The 15,263-nt window shown below is 47.1% G+C and carries 17 protein-coding genes; 7 read left to right on the plus strand and 10 right to left on the minus strand.

What is annotated here, in order from left to right:
• Positions 1–259: 259 nt before the first annotated feature.
• Complete coding sequence (locus AC4G47_RS26075; protein ID WP_491103479.1) at positions 260–1,039, minus strand: sirohydrochlorin chelatase; 780 nt, start codon at positions 1,037–1,039, stop codon at positions 260–262.
• A 1-nt stretch (position 1,040) separates the two neighbouring features.
• Positions 1,041–1,331 carry a YerC/YecD family TrpR-related protein gene (locus AC4G47_RS26080; RefSeq protein WP_017690665.1) on the minus strand — a complete coding sequence of 97 codons (291 nt, stop codon included), beginning with the start codon at positions 1,329–1,331 and terminating at the stop codon, positions 1,041–1,043.
• A 456-nt stretch (positions 1,332–1,787) separates the two neighbouring features.
• Between AC4G47_RS26080 and AC4G47_RS26085 the strand changes: the two genes are divergently transcribed.
• The 4 genes from AC4G47_RS26085 to AC4G47_RS26100 all read left to right on the plus strand — a co-directional run bounded on the left by AC4G47_RS26085 (position 1,788) and on the right by AC4G47_RS26100 (position 5,066).
• Positions 1,788–2,426 (plus strand): tyrosine protein kinase, encoded by a 639-nt coding sequence (locus tag AC4G47_RS26085; protein WP_491103481.1) that lies wholly within the window; start codon positions 1,788–1,790, stop codon positions 2,424–2,426.
• Positions 2,427–2,559: 133 nt separating this feature from the next.
• Positions 2,560–3,648 carry a DNA alkylation repair protein gene (locus AC4G47_RS26090; protein WP_491103482.1) on the plus strand — a complete coding sequence of 363 codons (1,089 nt, stop codon included), beginning with the start codon at positions 2,560–2,562 and terminating at the stop codon, positions 3,646–3,648.
• A 247-nt stretch (positions 3,649–3,895) separates the two neighbouring features.
• Positions 3,896–4,624: an SDR family oxidoreductase gene (locus AC4G47_RS26095; protein WP_491103483.1), complete on the plus strand. Its 729-nt coding sequence runs from the start codon at positions 3,896–3,898 to the stop codon at positions 4,622–4,624.
• Positions 4,596–5,066, plus strand: a complete 471-nt coding sequence (locus tag AC4G47_RS26100) for a MerR family transcriptional regulator (protein WP_336765317.1) — start codon at positions 4,596–4,598, stop codon at positions 5,064–5,066. Before AC4G47_RS26095 ends, AC4G47_RS26100 begins: the two co-directional genes overlap by 29 nt.
• A gap of 124 nt (positions 5,067–5,190) precedes the next feature.
• Here AC4G47_RS26100 and corA read toward each other — a convergent pair whose 3' ends face one another.
• The 4 genes from corA to AC4G47_RS26120 all read right to left on the minus strand — a co-directional run bounded on the left by corA (position 5,191) and on the right by AC4G47_RS26120 (position 9,479).
• On the minus strand, positions 5,191–6,150 hold the full coding sequence (gene corA, locus AC4G47_RS26105) for a magnesium/cobalt transporter CorA (protein WP_491103484.1): 960 nt from the start codon (positions 6,148–6,150) through the stop codon (positions 5,191–5,193).
• A 307-nt stretch (positions 6,151–6,457) separates the two neighbouring features.
• On the minus strand, positions 6,458–7,447 hold the full coding sequence (locus AC4G47_RS26110; protein ID WP_491103485.1) for an inorganic phosphate transporter: 990 nt from the start codon (positions 7,445–7,447) through the stop codon (positions 6,458–6,460).
• Positions 7,448–7,461: 14 nt separating this feature from the next.
• On the minus strand, positions 7,462–8,079 hold the full coding sequence (locus tag AC4G47_RS26115) for a DUF47 domain-containing protein (RefSeq protein WP_076215091.1): 618 nt from the start codon (positions 8,077–8,079) through the stop codon (positions 7,462–7,464).
• Positions 8,080–8,405: 326 nt separating this feature from the next.
• Positions 8,406–9,479: a DUF3048 domain-containing protein gene (locus AC4G47_RS26120; protein ID WP_491103487.1), complete on the minus strand. Its 1,074-nt coding sequence runs from the start codon at positions 9,477–9,479 to the stop codon at positions 8,406–8,408.
• A gap of 336 nt (positions 9,480–9,815) precedes the next feature.
• On the opposite strand from AC4G47_RS26120, the gene AC4G47_RS26125 reads away from it, so the two are divergent.
• Positions 9,816–10,355 carry a DoxX family protein gene (locus tag AC4G47_RS26125; protein WP_491103488.1) on the plus strand — a complete coding sequence of 180 codons (540 nt, stop codon included), beginning with the start codon at positions 9,816–9,818 and terminating at the stop codon, positions 10,353–10,355.
• 157 nt (positions 10,356–10,512) lie between these two features.
• Positions 10,513–10,725 carry a hypothetical protein gene (locus AC4G47_RS26130; protein ID WP_491103489.1) on the plus strand — a complete coding sequence of 71 codons (213 nt, stop codon included), beginning with the start codon at positions 10,513–10,515 and terminating at the stop codon, positions 10,723–10,725.
• Between the two features lie 167 nt (positions 10,726–10,892).
• Here the strand turns inward: AC4G47_RS26130 and AC4G47_RS26135 are convergent, their stop codons facing one another.
• The 3 genes from AC4G47_RS26135 to AC4G47_RS26145 all read right to left on the minus strand — a co-directional run bounded on the left by AC4G47_RS26135 (position 10,893) and on the right by AC4G47_RS26145 (position 13,097).
• The gene (locus tag AC4G47_RS26135; protein WP_491103490.1) at positions 10,893–11,678 is read right to left on the minus strand and encodes a DODA-type extradiol aromatic ring-opening family dioxygenase; all 786 of its coding nucleotides are present in this window, start codon (positions 11,676–11,678) and stop codon (positions 10,893–10,895) included.
• Between the two features lie 102 nt (positions 11,679–11,780).
• Entirely contained in the window at positions 11,781–12,611 is an 831-nt protein-coding gene (locus AC4G47_RS26140) for an alpha/beta hydrolase (protein WP_458125292.1), read from the minus strand.
• 252 nt (positions 12,612–12,863) lie between these two features.
• On the minus strand, positions 12,864–13,097 hold the full coding sequence (locus AC4G47_RS26145; protein WP_458125291.1) for a hypothetical protein: 234 nt from the start codon (positions 13,095–13,097) through the stop codon (positions 12,864–12,866).
• 413 nt (positions 13,098–13,510) lie between these two features.
• On the opposite strand from AC4G47_RS26145, the gene AC4G47_RS26150 reads away from it, so the two are divergent.
• Positions 13,511–14,323: a hypothetical protein gene (locus AC4G47_RS26150; protein WP_491103493.1), complete on the plus strand. Its 813-nt coding sequence runs from the start codon at positions 13,511–13,513 to the stop codon at positions 14,321–14,323.
• A 26-nt stretch (positions 14,324–14,349) separates the two neighbouring features.
• On the opposite strand, the gene AC4G47_RS26155 is transcribed toward AC4G47_RS26150, so the two are convergent.
• Entirely contained in the window at positions 14,350–15,255 is a 906-nt protein-coding gene (locus AC4G47_RS26155; RefSeq protein ID WP_491103494.1) for an AraC family transcriptional regulator, read from the minus strand.
• Positions 15,256–15,263 lie beyond the last annotated feature (8 nt).

The following is a 15,263-nucleotide window of genomic DNA, read 5'->3' on the forward strand; positions in this document are numbered from 1 at the left end:
CGCCTGATTCGGCGTGTTTTTTTGTGTTTGGCAGAGATTGAGCAGGAGGTACGAATCCTGATTATATAACTTAGGAGAATATTCGAGGACTATGATATAAGCCGTATCTCTTGACTGATTTCGCAGCCTTCATACTGAGCACTCCACATGTCTAAAGTGCAACAAAAACAAAAAAAACGGCATCTCTGCCGTTTGTGTTTAAGCTGTTGTTAAAGCTGCAGGGAATAATAACCGCTGGCAGCGACCTGTTTTCCCTAAACTAAACCTTGACCTCATTACATCTCTCCAGCAAAATCTGGATCTGGCGCTCCAGCCACTGTCCAAGCAATGGATGCGGCAACAGCGTCTCACCACTGTACACATAGTCCAATTCCTGCAGTCGATCCGGAATTACATTCCTTGTGAAGTAACCAGCACTCAAAAACAGCGGCGCCACAATGACTCGGTTCCCCCGCTCTTCGCTCCAGTACTTCACTTTGTCGTGCACGCTCTCTGGATTAAGCAACGCATAATCGGTATGAGCTACACTACTCAACTCCTGTACGCGCTGTGCCAGGGAAGAAATCCCGGCTTCCCAGCGCTCGCGAAATCCATCATGAATACTCCCGTGCCCAACCAGCAGAATCGTCTCCTGCTCAGGCAGTTGTGAGAGTAACTTGACCTTGTCCCACACCATCACCGCGATATCCGGATCGTTATCCACTGGATAACCGAAGTGAACCCGAGCCTTTACATCAAATGGTTCAAGATCCGTTTCCCGCTCCGCTGCTTCCTTTGCGCCAATCGCAAATTCAATTTCATCCACATGTGTACTGCCAGACGAAACGAACAGAGGTACAACCAGAATATCGGTTACACCTTGCGCTTCCAGTCGGTCGATACCGTCCTGGATCAGGCGTCCTTCCACAAGTTCAAGAAATCCCGCTTCAACTGGCAACGGGCTGGGCAGACTCAACCGGGAGATCGCGTCATCGACGGATTCCACCCAGGTCTGCTCCTGAGAACCGTGACTGATGATGAGTACACCCGGCTTCTTCATATTAACGTCCCAGGCGTTCCAGCGTCATTTTATAACCATCATTGCCGTAATTCAGGCAGCGTTTCACACGTGAAATCGTGGCTGTACTCGCGCCTGTCTCTGCTTCAATCTGGTTATACGTATTGCCTTTACCCAACATACGTGCCACTTCCAGCCGCTGGGACATGGATTGGATCTCGTTTACCGTGCAGAGGTCATCGAAAAAAACATAACACTCTTCAATATCTTTTAGAGTCAAAATAGCCTCAAATAGTTGTTCAATGCTTTTATCATTTAGCTTTTTCAGCTGCATTTCATCATCATCCCCTAGCGGTTACTGTGTACCTACATTGTACTCACCCTGAGTTGGTATTTCAAGCGTTACCGATTTCACGCACTACAGAATAAAAATACATGTTACCGCTTACAAAAGGTACTATTGTCCTCCCCTCGCGGACATCCAGCGAGATTATAGCGCTATATCCCAGTTTTCACCTGTATATTTCCGATTACTTATGTAGGAGTTCGACCACCCCAAATGTTACAAATTTGTGTCTAAACTTCATTTTCCTGTATGGAAACCTGCCAGCATGTCTACGCGCCCAAATCCGCAAATATCCCGTTTTCCGGGATACTCGCCTACGCCGTCTCTCCGCGAATGACATACAGTATAGCAAAAGGGAGTTCCACTAGGGTCTATGATGTACATCTGTCATGCAACTCATGGAACGCAATTCCGAAATCCAACATAGAAGGAACGTGATCGTTCATGCCACAGCATTATTATCACCGCCAGCCAGCACCAGGGCAGCGTCCGTCTTCTCATGCTCATCGGCAGGCGCATACTTCTGCCTATATGCCACACGGTGTGGTCCCGCGGTCTTTGAATGAAACTCAGATCCAACCGATGTATCCTGGCGTTGATCCACAATACCCGAATTTTGGCGAAGTCGAAGCATCTGCAATCGTACCGTATGGGCAAGGGGCTTCCGGCGGGAACTTTTATGGAGGGGGAGCTCAGGTGGTACCCCCAGTTCCGGTACAGGCGCCTGCTGCTTCAAGCAGTTCCGGATTTTCATTAGCCAACATCGGTGAGTTAAAAGGAATGATCGACCGCTTCGGCGGAATTGACGGAATCATGAGCGGAATAGGCAAAATGCAAAAGGTCGTCGGTGGCATCCAGCAGATGGCTCCGATGATGAAGCTCGTTATGGGCATTCTGCCTTTTGGAAAAGGAAAAACGAATAAAAGCGCGGCCGATGCAGACTATGAAGAATATACGCCGCCACGAAAACGTACGCGCAAGCGTCGGAACAAACCAACAAGTCCCCCACGTCGCCGCAATACGACTCCAACCCGTCGCAAATCCAATTCCACGAAGCGCCGTCCCAAAAGTCGCAAAGGTTAAAAAAATCCAGGCACCCCCTTATAGAAGGCGGGTGCCTTAACGCCGTTTATCCATATGCATAGAAAAATTCAGGAACTTACGTTCTTATTCCTGTGAATTGAGGTATACTGGATAATAACGAAGGAGGCGGACCATGGAACTTTTCAAAGACAAATACACTCCCGCATTAATCGATCGGACCGGTGAACTGTTACGTCAATTCTATCCTAAGCTGGATACACAGCAATTTCGTGAATTGGTTTTCGCTGAAGGCTGGGGACAGTTGGAGTTCAAAGCAAGGATTCGCCGAATCACACTGGCCTTGACCGAAGTGCTGCCCGACAATTATGAAGAAGCATTACATATTATCGAACAAGCAGCTCCCCATATGAGAGGTGTTGAATATCTGTTTGTACCGGATTATATCGAAGTAAACGGACTTGATCCCGAGGACTACGAGCTATCCATGAAGTATCTGACCGTCTTCACACCTTATTCCAGCTCCGAGTTCGCGGTACGCCCGTTTATTGAACGTTATCCCATCCAAACCATGAAGCACATGATGGCGTGGGCAGATAGCGACAACGAACATATCCGTAGACTTGCCAGTGAGGGTAGTCGGCCCCGTTTGCCATGGGGTGCCAAACTTCAGGGATTCATCACCGACCCCACACCGGTACTTCCAATTCTGCATGCGTTGAAAGCGGACGAGTCCCTGTATGTTCGCAAAAGTGTGGCCAATCACCTGAATGATATCTCCAAGGATCACCCTGAACTCGTCATGGATCTGGCCACGACCTGGTACGGACAACATACACACACAGACTGGATTGTCCGGCATGCAAGTAGATCATTACTGAAGAAAGGACATCGCAAAGCGCTTAGTCTTTTTGGTTACAATGAGCAGGATTCCATTCACATAGAGCAGCTTCAGCTTGCTCACGATACAGTCGCTATTGGCGAGGATCTTCATTTTTCGTTTGATGTGGTCAACGAGAGTGGCGAGTCACAGATGCTCAGAATTGAGTACGAGATGGGCTATATGAAGGCAAACGGCAAACAGGCCCCTAAACGATTCAAATGTTCCGATAAAATGTACCCGATAGGCAGAACCAAGGTAGCCACTAAACAATCTTTCAAAGTCATTACAACGAGAAAATATTATGCCGGCCTGCATACGCTAACCATTCTTGTGAATGGTAAAGAGGCAGCAACGACTTCTTTTGTTCTTGAAATGGAATAACAGGAAGACATCGCAAGTTATACACAGCTGCTTGTAGCGGAATAGTTATTCACATGTGGATATCATTAAAAACATATTTAACCGAATGCAAAAGTCTGATACAGACGGGTATTCGGTTATTTGTGCGCTCCCGTCCCGATTGCTTCTTCCAAATTCCCCTGTTGACTTGGAGCACACTCCAAGTTGTACCATTCGGAGATCACCACCCCACATGCTTATACATTACTCATGAAAAGAGGAATAACAGATGCAAACGAAAAGGTACGCTCTAATTACTGGAGCCAACAAAGGAATCGGATTTGAAACCGCTCTGCAGTTAGGAAAAATGGGATATGTCATTCTCCTGGGAGCGAGAAATGAACGAAAAGGCGAGGAAGCAGCTCAACTCCTGGTTAACAAAAATATCGAGGCTCATGCAATCGTGCTTGATGTAACCCGCCAAGCTACCATTGAGGCAGCTGTCCGTCAGATTAAGCAAAAGTTTGGCTCCCTGGACGTGCTGATTAATAATGCAGGAATCTCTGTTGGAGGGGCCACTCCGCCCAGTCAGATCTCTCTGGAGGACATTCGGAAAACCTACGACACCAATTTCTTCGGTATGATCTCCGTTACTCAGACGATGCTGCCTTTATTACAGCAATCCTCTGCAGGCCGAATCGTCAACCTGACAAGTGGCCTCGGCTCACTTGCATATAATAGCAATCCCGAGCACGAACATGCCCAATTTAACCTACTCGCTTACAACAGCAGTAAAGCAGCCGTTAACATGTTCACCGTTACGCTTGCCAAAGAATTCAGAAACACACCGCTCAAGATCAATTCTGCTGATCCCGGCTTTACAGCAACCGACCTGAACGGCTTCACAGGATTAGGCACCGTGAAGCAAGCAGCTGCTATAGTTGTTAAGTTAGCTGTCCTGGATGAAAATGGTCCCTCAGGAGGATTCCATGGAAACGATGGAGAACTACCTTGGTAATTCCAATACTAAGGAGTCTGATCTCATGCAGAACATTCCAGACATCGTTACTTCCATCCGGGAAGCAGCCAATCTAACCGGTTTAACTGAAGATACCATCCGATATTATGAAAAAGTTGGCCTACTACCTTATGCAGAGAGAAAAGCGAACGGGCATCGACAATATAGCAAGGATCATATCCTTGGCATTATTTTTTTGACAAGACTCAAGGCCACCGGGATGACCATAGAACAAATGAAGCACTATCGAGAGCTATCTGAACAGGGACCTGAAACTCTGTCTACGAGATACTCCATCCTTGAAGAGCATCAGCGTAAAATTCAGCAGGAGATATCGAGACTGCATGAAACCTCAGACATTATAACGTATAAGCTCCAGCATTACCGGGAGATTTCAGAACATCCCAATCTTGATGACCCTCACTGTGACGCTAAATTCTAGAACATCCAGCGGCCTGCTGGAATTTTGGAGACCATAAGCGATGATCTTTTTTTGTGCATCCACATGTGCCAAAAAGATCATCGCTTGTTACATTATATACATTTTGATAACTGACACATTTGCCCTACTTAAACCAACCGCGCCTTACAAACCAGGCCACCATGCTGCCACCAAGCACAAACATCAACAGCAGCACCGCCCCGTACCCGAACTTCCACTGAAGCTCAGGCATATAGGCAAAGTTCATGCCATAGATTCCGGCGACCAGTGTGAGCGGCATAAATACAGTCGTTATTACCGTGAGTGTCTTCATGATCTGATTCATCCGGTTGGAGTTCAGGGAAATGTAACTGTCGCGCAGATCAGCCGTCATCTCCCGATCGGCTTCGATCATGTCCGTCAGCTTCAATAAATGGTCATAGATATCGGTAAAATAAGCCGTATGTTCCCCTGTTCGCTGCACATGCTGGGAGTTTACCACCCGATAGAGCAGATCCCGCATCGGTACTACTGTTCGTCTGAGCTTTAGCAATCGCGTGCGCAAGTCAAACACCTGGTTCATTAAGTCTTCAACCGACTCTTGTCCACCCCGGTTCTCCAGTTCAGCCAGTTCATCCTCAATGGCAAATAAAGATGGAAAATAATGATCGACCAACTTGTCCATCACCGTATAAGCTGCCGCCACCGGACCTCGCGCCCAGATGGTTCGTTCATGTGCATGGTGCAACAACCGTTCCCACGCTTCATCCACTTCTTCCAATACACCATGATGAAAAGAAACAAGGAAGTTCGCTCCGAGAAACAAGTCCACCTCCTCGGCTTCCAATGTGGATGGATTCAGTGCATGCAGCACAAGAAACTGCAAATGTTCATAATAATCGAGCTTAGGCCGTTGCAACACATGCAGACAATCCTCTATAGCTAAGGGGTGAAAATGAAAATATGTATCCAGCAAACGGCTTTCCTCTTCCGTTGGCTGGTTAAAATCTGCCCATACCCAGGCGTAATCGTTCAGGTCCAGCTGTGTAAGCGGAACGTTAACGAAGACTTGATGTTCTCGTGTAATGGCGAGTGTACGAATCATAAATTAGACCACGTCCTTGTCCTGTATCTTTACGTTATTGTACACAGGTACCTTCAAACTCGACAACAAAAAAAGCCAACCCTGTTGGCTTCTCTCATTTCCCTATCCACAGTTCCCTGTATCCACAGGAATATCTTCTTTTGGTTTATCATTCCACGGATGGCTATCCACATATCCAGCCTGTCCACACGTTCATGCACAGGCGTCTCTTGATTTTGGTTGTATAATTGTCCACATATCCCGATATTCACACAGTTATGAACAGATTGTCTGGTAACCCCGAATTCGTTCGGGATAACTTCTGTATTTAGAAAATAATCCAGTAGAGCAATCCTGCCAGTCCCGCAGTAATCGGAATCGTAATGAACCATGTAATAATGATACGTCCAGCAAGTCCCCATTTCACAGCAGAGAATCGTTTCGCGGAACCTACACCCAGAATAGCGGATGTGATCGCGTGCGTTGTACTCACTGGAAGGTGAAGCAACGTTGCTGAGAAAATAACGGATGCAGCTGACAGATCCGCGGCAAATCCGTTGATCGGTTCAATTTTAAAGATTTTGGTACCCATCGTTTTGATGATTTTCCAACCACCAATGGATGTACCCAAAGCCATCGCGGTTGCTGCTGAGATTTTAACCCACAGCGGAACATCCAGATTATCCTGCACACCTGCTGCAACCAGAGCAAAGGTAATAATCCCCATCGCTTTCTGTGCATCATTCGTACCATGCGTGAATGCTTGCAGTGCTGCCGTGAAAATCTGTACCGTACGGAAACCTTTGTTCACGTTATGCGGACTGCGTTTGGCGAAAATATATTTGAGAACCGTCATGACCACATAACCGATCGCGAATGCAATCAGAGGCGATAACAACAACCCTCCGACAATATCCGTAAATCCGCTCCACTTCAGCTTATCCGATCCGGCACCTACGAATACCGCTCCTGCCAGGGCTCCAATAAGTGCATGTGACGAGGAAGACGGAATACCAAACCACCATGTAACCAGGTTCCAGATAATCGCTGCGATCAAGGTGACGATGACGACCTCGATCCCGTTATCCAGCGTGGTGGGGTCGGTCACACTCCCCCCAATCGTCTTCGCAACGCCTGTAAACATCATCGCACCGACAAAGTTCATCACCGCTGCCAGAAGGATCGCACGACGTGGCGTTAGTGCCCGTGTCGAGACCGAAGTGGCAATGGCATTGGCTGTGTCGTGAAAACCGTTGATGAAGTCAAACGCCAGTGCAAGGAAGACGACTATACCTAATACCCAAATCGTTGTTTCCATTATTCTCTGGCTCCTTAAGAATTACGCATAATGATGGATTCGAGCACATTCGCCACGTCTTCACAAGCATCCGTTGTCGTCTCAAGACGTTCGTAAATTTCCTTACGCTTGATCAGTTCAATCGGATCAGACACGGTAGCGAAGAGATGTTTGATACACATGCGCAGCACTTCGTCGCCCTGGTTTTCCAGATCATTCAAACGAATGGTGTACTCACGGATGGCCAGCAATTTTTTCTGTGACAGCAAATGAATCGCCTTCTGAATTTCGTAAGCCGATTGGCGCAAAATTTCAGAAAACTGAACGATAAATTCGTCCGGATCCGTCAGTTGGTACATATAGAAACGGGAAGCCGTTGCTTCGAGCCCGTCCAATACGTCATCAAGAGTTGTTGTCAGCTCCATAATATCATCGCGTTCGATCGGCGTGATAAATGTTTTGTTGAGTTCTGTAATGATCGTATGCACGTAATCATCACATTTCGACTCGTACTTCTTCATTTCATTGGCAAAAAGAGTCACATCCTGAAGGTTGGAAACATGCTGGGAGAAATAATCTGCCGCTTGAACAACCGTATCTGCCATGTTCTCCAGTGTCTCAAAAAATATATCCTTCTTCTTCTTAAGCTTCATTACTCTATCCCCTTTACGAGAAATTGCCGATAACCGATGAAACATGAAATGACAACCTTTGATATCTTATCATATTTGTTTCATGGTTTGTACAAAAGGTGCGATCCTTTTTTATATTCTTATCACATTAATCTGAAATGAATCTTAATTATTTGGAATAATGGCAAATTCAAGTCAAAAATTTTACACTGCGTTTACAATTCGACACCAAAATTCAGATCGACACCATTCTGCTTTTCACGCAAAGGTAGAATTTAATGCCTTTTTGACGACAAAATGGATCCTTCTTTCATCGTTTTCTTTCATTGCATTCGACTTTATTGAACTTATTGAACCGCCAACTTTACATGACTCGCAAACTCAGGTTGATTCGGAACAATGCTGATAAAGGTTTTGCCTGGCACAAGAGCCACTTCACTGCCACCCTGAACAAAACGGATAATGTCCCCCTGCTTCTTTACCCACTGTCCACGGATCATTTTGCCCTTCTGAAACAGCATGGCCTCACCGCCCTGTTCCAGATTGACGGACAACCTGCCTACGCTGTCGAGCACCTTATGATCTGCACCTGCCACTATAATGTTCGCTGCACCAAGCGGATTCCCGTTATCGAGATCCTGATCTGCTTTACCATTTACCATTCTCATATATCGTCCGCTAACTTCATCATAATCATACGTCACTCGATAACTATCCAATAAATAATGGATATCGAATTGCTTCACCGTCTCACCTGCGGACGTCGCGCCTTCTTCGTTATAGATGTATACCGGGGACTTGAAGTCATGGCTGTATCCCTTGATATCTGACCCTTCTCTTAGCTTGTCCGCTGAAGTATACAGATTATGTGGAGCTTTACGATCAGAGGAACGCCAGAAATATGGTCCACCATTCGAGATCTCGTCCATATGCTGTTTCTGCTGCCTTTGCAAAATGGAATACGCCTCCGGACTGCCTCCGGCATGAACAAGTACTCCATCGTAACTCTCACCCAATTCAATCAGATACGGACGTATGCTGCGTACAGGTCCAACCGTCTCAGCACCACCTTCACTCTGGAAGATGGCTATGAAACGGGTAATGCCTCCCTCTGCGAGGACTTCCAGAATGATATCCGCTGAACTCAGACCCGATTGGGGACGAGCTGCAGGGGCATTATTAATCATCACGGCGAGTGGACGCCGCGTAATGGCTTCATCTACAGGTAGACCAGTTAGAGGTGCTGTGAAAAGAGACGTGCTGGGTTCCTCTACAGTCTGTTCTTCTTGCACAGGTGCAGGTGTCGGTTCTGGCTGAAGTGGCATCTGGGTCGCCTCTTGATTTTGGCAGGCAACAAGACTCAATGAGAGAATAAACAGCGATGCAGCCGATGTTGCTTTGTTCCATTTAAAAAGCTTCAATATAGGACCTCCTGAACGATATGGCCTAGTTCTAAGTTGTGATATATGTCTCATGTAGGCAACCATTTCACGTATTTCTTTCCATTTAATCACACACGATCTGATTTGTCTGCGCCCAGAAGGCCTTGATACATCATGTAATTCATATTTGAAACAGCATATCGCGGGGAAAATATGTCCTAAATGTGAACTTCTTAAACCTTACTTAAAATTTGAACTAGATTGTGATTTTAATCACAAACAAAACGACTTTTGAACTATACAATAAAGACATCAAAGGTGATCACTTAGAAAAACAAAAAAACACACACTAGATTCCATGAAGGAGTGGTTCATATGTTCAGCTTCAACCAATGGCTTAGAGAAAACAAAGTGGCAATGTGGATTTTGACAGTACTTCGGGTATACATCGGGTATGATTGGATGACTCACGGATGGAGCAAATTGACTGGCGGATTCCAAGCTGGCGGGTTCCTCGCCGGAGCAGTCGGCAAAGCAACCGGTGAAAACCCTACAGTTCAAGCATGGTGGGGAACATTCCTTGAGAAATTCGCTGTACCGAATGCAGGATTGTTCGACTTCATCATCCCGCTCGGTGAATTCCTTGTAGGTGTAGGACTCTTACTCGGCTGCTTTACAACACTGGCTGCCCTGATGGCTCTCGTGATGAACTTCGCGTTCCTCTTCTCGGGTACAGTAAGCACGAATGCTCAACTGGTTCTGATGCAAATCTTCCTGGTTGTTGCTGGTGCAAATGCAGGTAAAATCGGTCTGGATCACTGGGTACTGCCTTACCTTCGCGGATTGATCACTCGCAACAAAGGCAATCATTCTAAAGACACACCAACCATTAGCCCAGCTCAAAAAACAGCTTAAGCAATCATTCATAGCATTCTCGGCCCTGCTCCCAATCCCCCTGGAGAGCAGGGCTTTTTGCTTTCCAAGATCATCCTGAATGCCCTGCCTGACTTGCCCATCCATAGAAAACCGTATTATGATGAACGTAAAGTTGAATATCAAAGGAGTACACGATATGCCGACACAGCGACGTCTTGAGACTGATGCGGACTTTCAGGAAGCCATGAATATGAAGTATAAGGTTCGCGTTTTCAAAGATAATCACCAGATTGATTCCGGTGGCATCATTATCCGTTTTGACAGCAACACCGTAGTTGTACAATCCAGTGTCAGTGAACTCGCTTATCACTCGCGTACCGACTGTGAATTGTTCGAAATCCGCGAATAAGGACCCATTGCATAAATAAGGCTTCGTATCGAAAAAAAGGTTCCTGTAACCCATCCAGTGGGTACAGAAACCTTCTTTTGTTTATTTATTATAATCGTATACTTTAAAACACGTTATCCTTACACACCTATCTTGTTAGCCATAATCAGGCTGTTGTCTGTTCCAAGTTACACGCCGTCTCCAAACTGCCAGCAGTTCAAACTGAGCGTTCCATAAGGGTAAGACTGGAATAGACGCTTCGCTGATCGGGACATATCCGCTGTGCCCATGGCGTAGAACAAAGGCGCAAGATGTTCAGTACCATACGATGGAACTGCCGTACGTGCATGAGGGGCTTTTTTCTCATATTGAAACAGCTCTCTCGTGTTCCACTGCTCCAAGCGCTCCCCGATCCAGTTATCAAATTCCACTGCCCACTCTTGCGGTTCATCATTATTGCCAAGCAATCGTAAATTGTGAACCGTTCCACCGCTACCGATAATCAGGACATTATCATGACGTAGCTGTTCCAGCATACGGCCAATATCATACTGTTCCTGCGGCGTACGCAACGAATCGACCGATACGGCGATCACAGGGATATTAGCCTCGGGGTACATATGCAGCAGGGGTACCCATACGCCGTGGTCCAAGCCCCGGCCTCGAATGGGCTGATGCGCCAGATTGCTGCGGGTGAACAACGCACATATCTCGTTCGCCAGATCCGGCTGACCAGATGCTCCGTACTCCATGGTATACATCGTAGAGGGAAATCCGTAAAAATCATGCAGGGTCTGATGTGTATCATCCATCGTCACAGACGGTTCGGGACAATCCCAATGCGCCGTAAATACGACAATGGCTTTTGGAGCCGGCAGCCTGCCTCCAAGCTGGTTCAGAAAATGAGTGTAGTCATTGCTCTCCACCGCCAGAGCGGGAGAACCATGCGCAATGAAAAGTGCGGGTAATGTCATTGCTGCCAACCTCCAGACACGGATAGAATGCTTACTCTTCTATTTTACCCTTAAGAAGGCGCTTTTCCAAGCTGACATCCCCAAACAGTTGCAATCCTTCACTTATATCATCCAGTGCTGCCAATCCTGCTCGATCTTCTGGCGCTCGCCCAGCCACTCTCTGGTACGCGTAATCAGCTGTTCCCGCTCTTTACCTGAAGAGAAGGTGTGATCGCCCTGGAAGATGATCTCCTTGTCGCAGCGGCCCTCCTGGCGCATCCAGAATACCTTTTGATACAGGAATGCGTAGTCTACAGGGATAATCTCATCTGACGTACCGTGCACGACGAGTACATCGCCGCTAAACTTGACTGCTTCCTGGAATGGCTGTTGTTCAGCGAGAGACTCGAAGAAGGTCGGTGTGAATTTGTATCCGAGATAATCAGCCGCACCCAATTTCACACCTTGATCGTATACTTCCCGCCCCGTAATCTTCACGATATCATTAAATGGATAACCTACGGAGGACCACATAACCAGGTTCTTGACACGTTTGTCACGCACAGCAGTTAGTAATGCAACAGCACCACCCAGACTATGACCAATTAGTGTGACACGAGTCGGATCCACATCACTGCAATTGACTGCGTAATCTAGCACCGAACGGGTCTGTAGCACCATGGACTCCAGTCCCTCCGCTCCATACTCACCACTGCTCTCTCCGCAACCGATATAGTCGAAACGCAGAACCAGATAACCGTCTTCAGCCAATTCACGGGCAGTCTTCACAAACAGACGATCCACGCCGATGCGGCTACCAACAAAGCCATGGCAAATGACCGCCAGAGGTACTCGTTGCTGGCTCTTCTCCTCCTTGATGTCTTTCACGACCGGATAATGAATCGTGGCTGTTAATTCTTCCTGTCCATGACGGATACTGATCTGACGTTCCATGCCGATTTCCCCTTTCCATTCGTTGCTTGTCTATGTTCAAATTGTTAATTATATATAATCCGATAAGTTTAGTGTGTATTAAGATTGTATTCATATATTATCATTCCGTAACCTGCAAGTCAACGTAAGTAGGAATCCTTTATAAATCTATTGCTAGTCTACATTTTATCGGTTAATGAGCGCAAAAAAATGAGCCGAGCTGATTACAGCTGGCCCATATGTTTGGACTTTAACCCACTTGGTAAAGGGTCTCTATTCGTAGCTTCTACGGAACATCTCGTGAGTTTCCACCCGTCCATTCCATTCATGCTCATGACCGGATTCACTGTTATCCCAAAAGCTTCTTCCTTGCAGATTACCGTCGGTCAGTTCTTCTGAGTATTCGGTATCCTCCAAGTTCTCCTCCAGAGGCACAACCTCGTCCAGCACTCCACGGGAGTTGCTGTTTAGCAGCAGCTTACGCGTCAAATCTGTTTGTTTATCCATAACAAGCACACTCCAATCTCGGATTTCTGTTGGAAATGCTACTATTGTGATGGAATCGGCTGCTCTTTATGCATACTTCACACAATCGTTAGAACTGGAAGGCGTGAGGGTATTTTTTTACATGAACCGGGGAAAATAACCATAAACAATGCAGGCAGCATATGCCTCGGAATCCTTCCGCCGAAAGGAATGAATTCATGGAACATCTACTGGAGTGGATTCAACATCACGGAAAACTGGTGCTGTTGTGCACCTGTGTCATCCTGGCCTGTGTGTGGATATGGGCTCACCATGAACAGCTTTTTTATAAGGAATGACTTTGCGAAACGAGAGCCCTTCCCGTATACTAAAATACCGTCAGGGTCTTCGGACTTTTGGAAGATCAGAACGTGTGTAGACAGGGGGAGCAGTCATTGGGGATTTCCTATAAGAAGCTTAAAGAAATACAGAATCGGCAAATTACCGAGATGAGTCGGATGACACCTGAAAATGTGAAACTGTATGACCAGATCAGCACGATTGCGCGCCATGCGCCAGCAGACGAGAGAGTACAGGAAGAGTGGATTCTCTCCGCAGGAAGAGCGATCGTACAGGCTCAGAAAGATAACAAGCCCGCTCGTGAGCTATATGGAGCTGATCTGGAGCAAGACATCCATACACAGCTCGGGGTAACAGGTACAGCACCCGAGAAGACGGTTGTCGTTGAGATGGGTAAACCGGGTCCATCCCGTAGTACAAGCTCATCAACTTCAGCGAAAAAGAAAGCCAACGTTGCAGAACCGCAACCAACTGAGAATCCAGCACCAGTGAAACGGACACCGAAATGGTATGCCATGATCGCGTGGGCAGCGTTGTCTTTTGTCATGCTGATCCAGGGAGGTGTCGGACTGTTCGTAGGCTGGACTGGCGGAGATACCGAACCTTTCCAACATATTAGCCTATTCTCACTGATCGTTGCCGCTATAGGCGGGATTGCTCTGGTTGAGATGCTTCGTCGGCTTGCAGAGCGACCGGATGATGAAGGAGCGGACAAGAACACCATACCTAAGGTTAACCTTAAGGGAATCATCATCTATATCGTCATCGTGGTACTTGTGCTGTTTGTAGGGTATCCACTCCGTGATAAACTTCCGGTATTTGCGCTGGCTCCATGGGTGAGCACTGTAATCGGAGTTGTGGGACTGGCAACGTTACGTCCGTTCTTTGGAGAGAAGAAAAAAGCATAACATGGTATATGATCGATTCAGGGGCTTCACGAATTCGTGAGGTCTTTTTCCATTTGGAGCTGATTGCGATGCTTGATTCCTTGGCCTGGCGTCTCTCCAAACTCTCGCTTGTACATCCGAATGAAATAGTTCACTTCCATGCCTACGGTCTCTGCCGCCTCCCGTACACTGGCTCGTGGATGCTTGTCCAGCCAGTCCGAAGCCTTCTGCAAACGCAATCGCTGCATATACTGATGTCCTGTCACACCATAATGCTGGTGAAATAATCGGTTGAGATGCTGCACCGAATAACCCACTGCGTCAGCAACATGTTTCAATAACAAGTCGTCCTGGTAGTGCGTATGCATCAATGCTACTGCTCGGATGAGCGCCTCCTTGCCAGAATCGGACTCCTGATTAGAACGTGTTACAGCCACATCCTCGGCCATAGATGATCCAATACCTACGATACCAACATCAGAGGGGATTTTGGATTGTGCTATATCCAAAATAAGCTGGTAGATTAGGGCTGATGTGTTCCACATCTCCGTTGCTCCTTGATCCAGTGCATGCCATAGATCTGTCATGCGTGACCAGATGATTTCAAAACCGGAAATGTGACAAGGCTCGATCTGAAGCAAACCCGCGGATTGAAGTACCGATCCCGCCGATGCACCGCCAATACCGATATAACCCAGTTCACCACTTGTTTTGGCATGTGGCACATACTCATGCGCAACCCCAGGTTCCATAACGAACAACTGTCCGGCTCCCATAGTCCATGCTCCTTTTCCAGGTAGCCTGAACTGCCCTTCGATGCCGCGTGACAAAAACAGCTGATACACCGGAAACCCATCCGGTCTGTGCCGTACTTTCTCTTCCTGCGTGCCCACACAATACAGGTATAGCGGCAACCGGGAATCCGGCAGGCCCGTCAAACGAAATGCAAGCATTCCATCAT

This window comes from Paenibacillus sp. Negev47, from assembly GCF_058313655.1.

Coding starts and splice junctions, on each gene's coding strand:
- AC4G47_RS26075 (WP_491103479.1), bottom strand. CDS start 1,039: ATGAAGAAGCCGGGTGTACTCATCATCAGTCACGGTTCTCAGGAGCAG.
- AC4G47_RS26155 (WP_491103494.1), bottom strand. CDS start 15,255: ATGCTTGCATTTCGTTTGACGGGCCTGCCGGATTCCCGGTTGCCGCTA.
- AC4G47_RS26110 (WP_491103485.1), bottom strand. CDS start 7,447: ATGGAAACAACGATTTGGGTATTAGGTATAGTCGTCTTCCTTGCACTG.
- AC4G47_RS26145 (WP_458125291.1), bottom strand. CDS start 13,097: ATGGATAAACAAACAGATTTGACGCGTAAGCTGCTGCTAAACAGCAAC.
- AC4G47_RS26095 (WP_491103483.1), top strand. CDS start 3,896: ATGCAAACGAAAAGGTACGCTCTAATTACTGGAGCCAACAAAGGAATC.
- AC4G47_RS26090 (WP_491103482.1), top strand. CDS start 2,560: ATGGAACTTTTCAAAGACAAATACACTCCCGCATTAATCGATCGGACC.
- AC4G47_RS26085 (WP_491103481.1), top strand. CDS start 1,788: ATGCCACAGCATTATTATCACCGCCAGCCAGCACCAGGGCAGCGTCCG.
- corA (WP_491103484.1), bottom strand. CDS start 6,150: ATGATTCGTACACTCGCCATTACACGAGAACATCAAGTCTTCGTTAAC.
- AC4G47_RS26130 (WP_491103489.1), top strand. CDS start 10,513: ATGCCGACACAGCGACGTCTTGAGACTGATGCGGACTTTCAGGAAGCC.
- AC4G47_RS26140 (WP_458125292.1), bottom strand. CDS start 12,611: ATGGAACGTCAGATCAGTATCCGTCATGGACAGGAAGAATTAACAGCC.
- AC4G47_RS26100 (WP_336765317.1), top strand. CDS start 4,596: ATGGAAACGATGGAGAACTACCTTGGTAATTCCAATACTAAGGAGTCT.
- AC4G47_RS26135 (WP_491103490.1), bottom strand. CDS start 11,678: ATGACATTACCCGCACTTTTCATTGCGCATGGTTCTCCCGCTCTGGCG.
- AC4G47_RS26125 (WP_491103488.1), top strand. CDS start 9,816: ATGTTCAGCTTCAACCAATGGCTTAGAGAAAACAAAGTGGCAATGTGG.
- AC4G47_RS26115 (WP_076215091.1), bottom strand. CDS start 8,079: ATGAAGCTTAAGAAGAAGAAGGATATATTTTTTGAGACACTGGAGAAC.
- AC4G47_RS26080 (WP_017690665.1), bottom strand. CDS start 1,331: ATGCAGCTGAAAAAGCTAAATGATAAAAGCATTGAACAACTATTTGAG.